We start from the raw sequence: 8,916 nt of genomic DNA, 5'->3' as shown, positions 1-8,916 counted from the left end.
ACTGTTTCACTGTGGAAAGCTCGATATGCTGCCGTAGCGCTCCACAGAGTTTTACGAAGAACCAAAAATGCAGGAAATGGAAGTGTAATGATGGGCCATGAGAATTCCTTTTGGTTTTTAAAGCTTTACTATGGAGGATGTGAACAAAAGTGCTAAATAAGTCTAGCAGAAGTTTTGAAGATGTCCACAAGCTGAGTTGAGGGATGGCTCCGCCTCCTTGCGGAGTTTTCATTCAGTGCACCGCGCGCAGTGGCGGGTTGCGGGTGAGTTCATGGACTAGCGCGTTGCCGACCGGAAGGTCGCGAATAGTTCGGCAGGCCTGTGAGGCCAGTTCTTCCAGTTTATTGGCGCGCATTGCCAAGTCGCCGAATTGGTGGGTGATAGAGGCATTGCGTGGGTCTGGCAACGAAGTACCCGTAAGGAAGCCTGATAGAATTGCGGGCTGCCCTGGTTGGGTATTGTAATGAAGGTGCGCGAAGTTGGTGCCGGTTTCAATTTGGTGACAGCCGCTACACGTGTTTAGGCCGAGCCCGAACAGTGCGTCGTCGATTTCACTGGGCGGCACCGTCAAAGCTGCAGCGGAGGCGTTCCACAGTTGCGGGGTGGGCGCGCTGCCAGCGAGAAAGTCGTTTGCGCTATTAAAGTCTTCGGGAATAACGTGGGTTTGCGCCACCAAGGCCTGCCAGTTAGCATTGATGTATTCCGCAAGCAGGGTGGTGTTGTTGTAGATCGACTGGGGCTCGCGCTTGGTGGTGACCTGCTTGAGGAATCCGCCCGACTCGGGTAGCCGGAATTCCCGCATCTCCCATAGGGGTGAAGCTGCCAGAAACTCATTGGTGCGGACCTGGCTGATGGCGCTGCCGTTAGGCGCAAAAGGGTTGGCGTCGGCGCTGGCGAATACATCTGTCAACGCTTGCAGATCGTCGTTGTAGGTGGGCGAGCTCTCCAAATTAATCCAGGCCCGAGCCCACTCTTTGGCTTCCGGACAACTATTGATCGGCACCTTGTACTCCAGAATCAGCGTCTTCCCCATGGTATTGCAGTCGCCATCGTGTAGGGAGAAGACAAACCGCCCTTCACCCGCACCGCCACCGCCGTAGGCTGAAGTGTTCCCTCCCAAGTCGGAGCGGTTAACGATGCCCAACAACCGGAACGGACTCTCATCGGGCTGCAATGGCGCGCTCTGCCCACCGCTGCGTTGCTCCCAGGCTTCGATCACTTCCTGGTACACGTGCGGCCGCGCCGCAATGGAGTGGTCGTTAACGATTTGGTTGGTATTCCAGTGCTCAAACATCTGCTTGATGAACTCTGACGTAGAACTGGTGCCGTTGTTCATATTGTCCATTAGCGTCCAGAAGGTCCAGGGACCGACGGGGTTGCCGCTTGGGGGCTGGTTGGTGCTGCTGCAGAACCACGTTCGCTCTGGGTCGTTTACCACGTTCAGTTTAGTGATCATCAATGATTCCATTGGCTCCACCGTGCCGCTGCGAATTGGGTCAAGCGGAATGCCAATCGGCGGGCCGAGCACCGGAATTTCGATGGGGCGTTCGAACTCTATCCGGTCTGGAGATAGAGGCAAAAAGAAACGCTTGCGCTTTTCTTCGCCCAGCGATTGCTCAATGATCAGCTGTTCCCCCTCCACAAAATTCGCCTGCGTGCCAATGCGCTCTCGCCCTCCCGGGGCAAAGAGGGGGCGCTTTACCTTCTGTGTGGTCTCGGCGAGTATGTGATTGGCCTTGATGAAGTGCTCAATGTCCCAGGTGCCGGTTCGGGAAAACAGGCCGTCTTCCGGCTCACGGTCTCCTTTCTCACCGTCGTCTCTCAGCGTTAATGTCTCACCGTTGATGGTGATGTTAAGCTCTGTTCCTCGCCTATGATTGGGAAATCTGGCGCTGACAGTCAGCTCTTTTTCGTTCCACGGGGTAATGAATAATGCCTCGGGTACGGGGTTTCGTTTATTGAATTCCTCGCCTTCTTTCTGAGCTTGAACCGGGCCGGGCAGGCCTATGGCGAGCATGGCGCCCAAGGTCGCACTGGAGAACAGGGCGGCTCTCTTCATAATGGCTTCCTCCGCTATGGCTAATCTTTGTGTGATTATCGTTTTTGGGTGTTGGCGCGTATTGCCGTATGGGGTCAGCAGGTTCCATGTCCAATAGCACCCGTTACAGGCATAGGAGAAAACGGTGGGAGGTTCTAACAGGAAGGGTGGGATTTAGTGAACTTGTGAACTGCCCCACAAAAGTGGGAGGAGTTATCGGCCAAGTAAAAAACGGAGGCGCCACACACCGTGGCGCCTCCGTCTTCGGGGCCAGTTAAGGCGAACGAATTACCCTTCGTTTTCAGCCACGTTGCGATAACCTTCCGCATCGAGGGCGTCATTCAGTTCGTTGGTGTCTTCTGGCTTCACCTTGAAGAACCAGCCGTCGTCGTAGGGCGACTCGTTCACGGTTTCGGGAGAGTCTTCCAGCGCCTCGTTAATGGCGATCACTTCACCTGAAATGGGCGAGTAAATATCCGAGGCGGCCTTGACCGATTCCACCACGCCGGCCTCTTCGCCTTTGCTGACTGAGCTGCCCACTTCGGGCAGTTCGACAAACACCACATCGCCCAGGCTGTCCTGAGCGTGGTCGCTAATGCCGATGGTGACGGTGCCGTCCCCTTCCACGCGGGCCCATTCGTGGCTGGGCAGGTACTTCAGTTCGTTGCGAATCTCGCTCATGGCTCGCTTCCTGTGGTTGGTATGAATGGGTTCAAAAAATTAAATAATCGCTTGGCCGTGACGGACAAACGCCGGTTTGGTTATGTTGACGTTGACCCACTTGCCGCGCAGCTCTACTTCGCACTCGCCCTCGGCTTCCACCGGGACACGGGCCAACGCGATGCTGTGCCCCAGGGTGGGCGAGAAACTGCCGCTGGTAATCACCCCTTCGCGCTCGCTGCCGCTCGCCCGAACCTTTTGCCCGGCGCGCAGAACACCGCGGCTGGTTAGCGTCAGGCCCACCAACTTTTCTTGCACGCCGGCAGCCTTCTGGTCGGTAACGGCCTGGCGGCCGACAAAATCCCGCTGCTCCGGTATCCACGCAAGGGTCCAGCCCATATTGGCCACCAGGGGCGAGGTCTCTTCATCCATCTCGTGCCCGTACAGGTTCATCCCGGCTTCCAGGCGCAGCGTATCCCGTGCGGCCAGTCCGCAGGGGGCGACGCCGACATCGGCCAGGGCCTGCCAAAAGGTATCCGCTTGGTCGGCGGGGAGCAATATTTCCAAACCGTCTTCACCGGTATAGCCGGTGCGGCCGATAAACCAGTCATGCTCCTCCAGCGCCTGGAAGACAGACAGTTGCTCAATGCCCTCGGCATACTGAGGCAGCACCTGAGAGACCTTGGCACGGGCCTCGGGGCCTTGCACGGCGATCATGGCCAGGTGCGGTCGCTCGCTGATTTCGACATCGTAGTCCGCGCTAATATGTTTGATCCAATCGAGGTCTTTTTCCCGGGTAGCGCAGTTTACGATCAACCGGTAGTGGCCTTCGCGCAGGAAATGCCCCTCTCGATTGTAGACGATCAAGTCGTCCACCACGCCGCCGTCGTGGTTGAGCATGGCGCTGTAAAGGGCCTTTCCCGGCTTGCCGTCGAGCTTGCCCACATCGTTGGCCAGCAGGTATTGCAGGAAGGGTTTGGCATGCTCGCCGTCGATGTCAACAATCGTCATGTGAGAGACGTCGAACATGCCGGCGCTTTTGCGCACTTGGTGATGTTCTTCCATTTGCGAGCCGTAATGCAGTGGCATGTCCCAGCCGCCGAAATCAACAATTTTGCCGCCCATGGCCTGGTGGCGGTCGAACAGGGGTGTGCGGTTGCCCATAATGCGTCGGTCCCGAGCTGGAGTGGGCGGGAAGCGATGCTTCCGTCAGACCCGTAAAAGGGCGCTATTTTAGCGGCCTGAGGGCACTTTAACCAGTGCGGTATTCGCCGCCGCTTTGGGTGCCAAATTCCTCGGTGTGTGACGTAGTTCACGCAGAGCTTGCAGTCCGATTGGAAATTTGGTTATTTAACGCTTTCGTGGCCGGCGTTGTTTAACTACAGTTGGGGCCCTTTTTTCTAAAAGGGGCGCGCCCGGCTTGGGTTATGGTTGGCAGTAATGGCGCGTTTCACAACAAATCAATAACAAGGAGTTTTCCATGCAATCGGCAATTAAGAAGCGTTCAGTCTGGGGGCGCTACGTGCGCAACTCAGCGCTCGCCGTCACGGCGGTCGTCGCCCTGGCGGGACATCAAGTAGAAGCAGCTCAATGCGAGCACGTGATCGTCAACGAATGGAGCGATGGCTACACCGCCGCCATTCGCATCCACAACGACGGCGGCAGTGCCATCAATGGTTGGAGCGTCAGTTGGGAGTACCAGACCAACGAGATGACCAACGGCTGGAACGCCCAGTTCAGCGGCAGCAACCCCTACACCGCCAGCGATATGGGCTGGAACGGTACCATTGAGCCGGATCAGAGTGTTGAATTCGGGTTTCAGGTCTCGAAAAACGGGGGGTCGGCAGAAACCCCGGACGTGACCGGTGATGTGTGTACCGGCGGTAACCCCGTCTCCTCCAGCGCGCCGGCGTCATCAAGCTCTGCGGCGGCCGAATCCAGTGCCGCGGCCGAGTCCTCCTCCCAGGCGGAGTCTTCCACCCCGGCGCAGTCCAGCGCCGCACAGAGTGTTGCCCCCGGTGGGGCTCAGTGTGATTGGTACGGCACGCTTTACGCCCTCTGCGACGGCCAGAACAGCGGCTGGGGCTGGGAAAGCAACGAAAGCTGTATCGGCATTGATACCTGCTCGGCTCAGCCGGCCCCTTACGGCCCGACCGACGGTAGCGGTACCCAATCCTCTGCCTCGAGCGAAGCGCAATCCTCCAGCCTGGCTCAGTCCTCGAGTCTAGCGCAATCCTCCAGCCCCACCTCTACCCCCGCCAGCTCCTCTTCGGCGGCGGCGAGCGAACCGGGGGACTTTGAAGGTGGCTGTGACGGTTACGCCACGCGCTACTGGGACTGCTGTAAGCCCCATTGCGGTTGGTCCGGCAATGTACCTTCCGAGATCGAGCCCATGAACAGCTGCGGCCCCAATAACCAAGTGCTTTCCGACCCGGATGCGGCCAGTAGCTGTGACGGCGGCAACGCCCACATGTGCTACGGTCTGGCCCCCTACGAGGTCAGCGAGAACCTGTCCTACGGCTATGCGGCCACCTCCAGTGGCGATGTCTGTGGCCGTTGCTTCCAGATTGAGTTCACCGGCCAGTCCGAAAACGCCCCGGGCGACCCCGGCTCCTCGGCGCTGGCGGGCAAGCAGATGATCGTTCAGGCCATCAACATCGGCCACGACGTGGCTGGCGGGCAGTTCGATATCATGATTCCCGGCGGCGGCGTTGGCGCTTTCAATGGTTGTAGCAACCAGTGGGATGTGTCTAACAGCGAACTCGGCGCCCAGTACGGCGGTTTCCTCTCCGCCTGTAAGGATGAACTCGGCTATAACGCCAGTCTGGAGCAGTACAAATCCTGCGTGACCAACCGCTGTGACAACATCTTCGCCAGCCGTGGGCTGAACAAGTTGTACGAAGGGTGCATGTGGTTTGCCGAGTGGTTCGAAGCGGCCGACAACCCCTCGCTGCGGTATCGCGAAGTGGCTTGCCCCGCGGAGTTGTCCGGCGGTTCCGGCATGAATCGCAGCGCCCTGGGCGACATCAGCCAGAGCTGCAATTAATGGCCCGTTAAAGGGCGTTTAACGCGGAACAATGGGCCAGGGAAATGGCTCAGAGAAATGGCTCAGGGATGAGCGCTTTTATTGCTCTGTCAGGGGCTTGGAGTTGGCGCTTATGGCAGACCTTGCCTTTGCCGGCATCCGGCTCTGACGGATCATTAACATCACCGGCGGAATGCTGAGCACGACTAACGTCAACGCCGGCAGAGCCGCTCTATGCCACCGACCCTCCCCCGTTAATTCGTAAATACGCACCGCCAGCGTATCCCAGCCGAATGGCCGTAGCAGCAGTGTGGCCGGCATCTCCTTCATGGTATCCACCAACACCAGCAGGCCCGCGGTCAGCAGCCCCGGTGTAAGCAACGGCAAATACACCCGCCAAAGCACCCGCCACTGGTTGGCGCCCAGACTGTGGGCGGCTTCCTGATAGCTGGGACGAATGCGCTCCAAAGTCGACTGTACCGGCCCGAACGCGACGGAAAAGAACCGAATGGCGTAGGCCAAAATCAACGCGAGCAAGGTGCCCACTAACAGCTGTTGCTCTGGTTGCCCCACCAAACGCTGTAGCGGGTTGATGAACTCCCGGTCAATAAAGGCAAACGCAATCATAATGCCCACTGCGAGCACGGAGCCGGGCAGGGCATAGCCCAGGCTGGCCAGGCGCACCGCGCCACTGATCTGATGCCGCCCCAGCAGCCGCTGACCGTAGGCTACCGCCAGAGCAAGGGTGGTGGTGGTTATCGCTGCGGTCCCGCCCAGCACAAAGGTGTGTTGCACCAAGTCCCAGTAGCGTTGAGTCAGGGCCCCAAGCCCTTGGTGCCAGGTCCAGAGCATTAGCTGACTGATGGGGACCACAAAGGCCACCACAAACACGGCCAGGCAAAAGCCACTGGCCAGCCAGGCTGTAGGGCCCTTAAGGTCATAGCGCTGGACCTCGCGCTTGGGCGTTTGATGAAAGCGGCTGCGTCCCCGACCCTTCTGCTCGGCAAACAGGGCCAGGGCGACGAACAACAACAGCAAAGAGGCCAGTTGCGCCGCGGCGGTAAGATTGAAAAAACCGAACCAGGATTTGTAAATGGCCGTGGTAAAAGTGTCGTAATTGAACACTGCTACCGCTCCAAAATCCGCCAGGGTTTCCATAAGGGTCAGAGAGACCCCTACGGCAATGGCTGGCCGGGCCATCGGCAGTGCGACGTGCCAGAATGCTCCCCACGGGCCCTGCCCCAGAAGCCTGGCGGCGTCGGTGAGCCCGCGGCCCTGGGCGATGAAGGCGCTGCGGGCGAGCATATAGACATAGGGGTAGAGCACGCAGGTCATGATAAAGACCACGCCCAGAGGGCCGCGCACGGGCAGGAAAGGTACTTCAGGCCCGAACCAACTGCGCCAGAGGGTTTGAATTGGCCCGGCGTAGTCCGTCAGCGCGAGGAAAACAAACGCCACCACATAGGTGGGCACGGCCAGGGGCAACATCAGCGCCCAGTCGAGCCAGCGCCGGCCGGGGAACTCGCACACCGCCACCAGCCAGCCCAGGCCGACGCCTAGCATCAGGGTCCAGAGCCCCACGCCCACGACCAGAATCAGAGTGTTCTCCAGCAGCCGGCCGAGTTGGGTTTGAATCAGGTGTTGCCAGATGTCGGTCTGAGCATCGCCCCAGCTCAGGAGGATGACGCTCACCGGCATCAGCACCAGCGCGGCCATAAACCAAACGGGCAGGTGCCAAAGTCGGGCCTGCCAGTAATGGCGGCGCCGCTCTCGGGGCGGGACGGTGTGAGCCGTGGCAGTGTGGGTCAAACGCCAACCTTACAGTGCGTCAACAAAACAGTGGGAGGCGCCAGCGGGTAGGCGCCTCCCGGGCAGGGGCCGCGCCTGGCGGCCTCTGCGCTTAGCGGTAGCCGGCGCGGTCCATCAGTTTGATGGCCTCTTCCTGCAGCCGGCCCGCGGATTCTACATTGACCGAGTCGGCTTTGAAATCGCCCCAGGCCGCCACGGGCTCGGAGGGCTCCACATCGCTGTTGGCCGGGTACTCTTGGTTGAGCTCGGCGAACTGGTGCTGCGCTTCGGGGCTGGTGAGCCATTCGAGCAACTCGACCGCAGCCTCTGGCTGCTTGGCATGCTGGGTCAGGCCGGCGCCGGAGACGTTGATGTGTACACCCCGATCCTCCTGGTTAGGCCAAAACAGCGCCAATTTAATGTCCGGATTTTCCTGCTGCATGCGGCCAAAGTAGTAAGTGTTCACTAGTGTCACATCGCACTGGCCAGCGAGCACGGCTTCCATGGCGGAGGTATCATTGGAGTGGGGGGGCGCGGCCAGGTTTTCAACCCAGCCACTGACGATTTCCTCGGTTTTCTCTTCGCCCAACGTGTTGATCATGGTCGCCACCAAGGATTGGTTGTACACCTTCTTGGCGGTACGCAGGCAGAGGCGGCCTTTCCACTTATCATCGGCCAGGGCCTCGTAAGTGCTCAGCTCGCTCGGGTCAACCCGCTCGGTGGAGTAGACAATGGTGCGGGCGCGTACCGACAGGGCGAACCATTCATTATTGGCCGACTGCAGGTGGTCGGGAATACGGCGCTCCAGCACTTCGGAGTCGATGGGTTGAAGCACATCGGCCTGTTCGGCTTGCCAGAGATTACCCGCATCCACCGTCAGCAGCAGGTCGGCCGGGGTATTGCTGCCTTCGGCCTTCAGGCGTTGAATCAAGGCGCCGGCGCTGTCCGTGATATAGCGAACCTCCACGCCGGTTTCTTCCGTATACCGGTCGAACATGGGCTGGATCAGGTGTTCGGCCCGGGCGGAATACACGGTGACGGTCGGCTTGGGTTTCTCGGTGTCCTGGGAGGGCGCCTCGACCTGGTCGGCCGAGTCACTGCAGGCGGTCAACGCCAGGGCGGCCAGTGCGGCGAGTAGGCTCCCTGGCAGCGTGCGAGACAAAGTTTTCATAAGCAACAACCTGTTGAAAAGCGTCGGTGGAAAGGAAAGGGCTAAGTGCAGTGTAGCGTTAAAATAGATGATAAGTATTCTTATTTGCAGAAGCAAATCCTTTCTTCAGAATTCCCTGAAGTCTCGGAACAGTCATTGCGCTCCCAAAAAGTCGGCGGCAAAAGAAGCGTTGCCAAATACCCACACTTGGGCGAAGCCCGCTTTGCGCTTACACTGAGGCCCTGATTCAGGTAC

7 protein-coding genes are annotated in these 8,916 nt (G+C 59.2%); 1 reads left to right on the top strand and 6 read right to left on the bottom strand.

Annotation, left to right across the window (positions count from 1 at the left end; genetic code table 11):
• From AAE514_RS17625 to gcvT, 4 genes are all read right to left on the bottom strand, one after another.
• Nucleotides 1-232, bottom strand: a 232-nt coding sequence (locus AAE514_RS17625; protein ID WP_347332881.1) for a hypothetical protein, incomplete at its 3' end; no start/stop codon positions are given.
• The gene (locus AAE514_RS17620; RefSeq protein WP_347332880.1) at nt 233-2,059 is read right to left on the bottom strand and encodes a hypothetical protein; all 1,827 of its coding nucleotides are present in this window, start codon (nt 2,057-2,059) and stop codon (nt 233-235) included.
• A gap of 267 nt (nt 2,060-2,326) precedes the next feature.
• Nucleotides 2,327-2,719, bottom strand: coding sequence for a glycine cleavage system protein GcvH (gene gcvH / locus AAE514_RS17615; RefSeq protein ID WP_347332879.1), 393 nt, complete (start codon nt 2,717-2,719; stop codon nt 2,327-2,329).
• A gap of 39 nt (nt 2,720-2,758) precedes the next feature.
• Nucleotides 2,759-3,862 (bottom strand): glycine cleavage system aminomethyltransferase GcvT, encoded by a 1,104-nt coding sequence (gene gcvT / locus AAE514_RS17610; RefSeq protein WP_347332878.1) that lies wholly within the window; start codon nt 3,860-3,862, stop codon nt 2,759-2,761.
• Between the two features lie 316 nt (nt 3,863-4,178).
• Here gcvT and AAE514_RS17605 point away from each other — a divergent pair, with 316 nt between their 5' ends.
• Nucleotides 4,179-5,744 (top strand): cellulose binding domain-containing protein, encoded by a 1,566-nt coding sequence (locus AAE514_RS17605; protein ID WP_347332877.1) that lies wholly within the window; start codon nt 4,179-4,181, stop codon nt 5,742-5,744.
• Between the two features lie 78 nt (nt 5,745-5,822).
• On the opposite strand, the gene AAE514_RS17600 is transcribed toward AAE514_RS17605, so the two are convergent.
• Nucleotides 5,823-7,532, bottom strand: coding sequence for an ABC transporter permease (locus AAE514_RS17600; protein ID WP_347332876.1), 1,710 nt, complete (start codon nt 7,530-7,532; stop codon nt 5,823-5,825).
• Nucleotides 7,533-7,623: 91 nt separating this feature from the next.
• Nucleotides 7,624-8,682: a Fe(3+) ABC transporter substrate-binding protein gene (locus AAE514_RS17595; RefSeq protein WP_347332875.1), complete on the bottom strand. Its 1,059-nt coding sequence runs from the start codon at nt 8,680-8,682 to the stop codon at nt 7,624-7,626.
• Nucleotides 8,683-8,916 lie beyond the last annotated feature (234 nt).

Source organism: Marinimicrobium locisalis (genome assembly GCF_039822625.1).
GTDB lineage: Bacteria > Pseudomonadota > Gammaproteobacteria > Pseudomonadales > Cellvibrionaceae > Marinimicrobium > Marinimicrobium locisalis.
Note: the sequence above shows the minus strand (reverse complement) of the source record. Positions and strands in the feature narration are given on the sequence as shown.

What these genes read in the sequence shown, in the direction of transcription:
- AAE514_RS17620 (WP_347332880.1), bottom strand. Translation starts at nt 2,059, where the DNA reads ATGAAGAGAGCCGCCCTGTTCTCCAGTGCGACCTTGGGCGCCATGCTC.
- gcvH (WP_347332879.1), bottom strand. Translation starts at nt 2,719, where the DNA reads ATGAGCGAGATTCGCAACGAACTGAAGTACCTGCCCAGCCACGAATGG.
- gcvT (WP_347332878.1), bottom strand. Translation starts at nt 3,862, where the DNA reads ATGGGCAACCGCACACCCCTGTTCGACCGCCACCAGGCCATGGGCGGC.
- AAE514_RS17605 (WP_347332877.1), top strand. Translation starts at nt 4,179, where the DNA reads ATGCAATCGGCAATTAAGAAGCGTTCAGTCTGGGGGCGCTACGTGCGC.
- AAE514_RS17595 (WP_347332875.1), bottom strand. Translation starts at nt 8,682, where the DNA reads ATGAAAACTTTGTCTCGCACGCTGCCAGGGAGCCTACTCGCCGCACTG.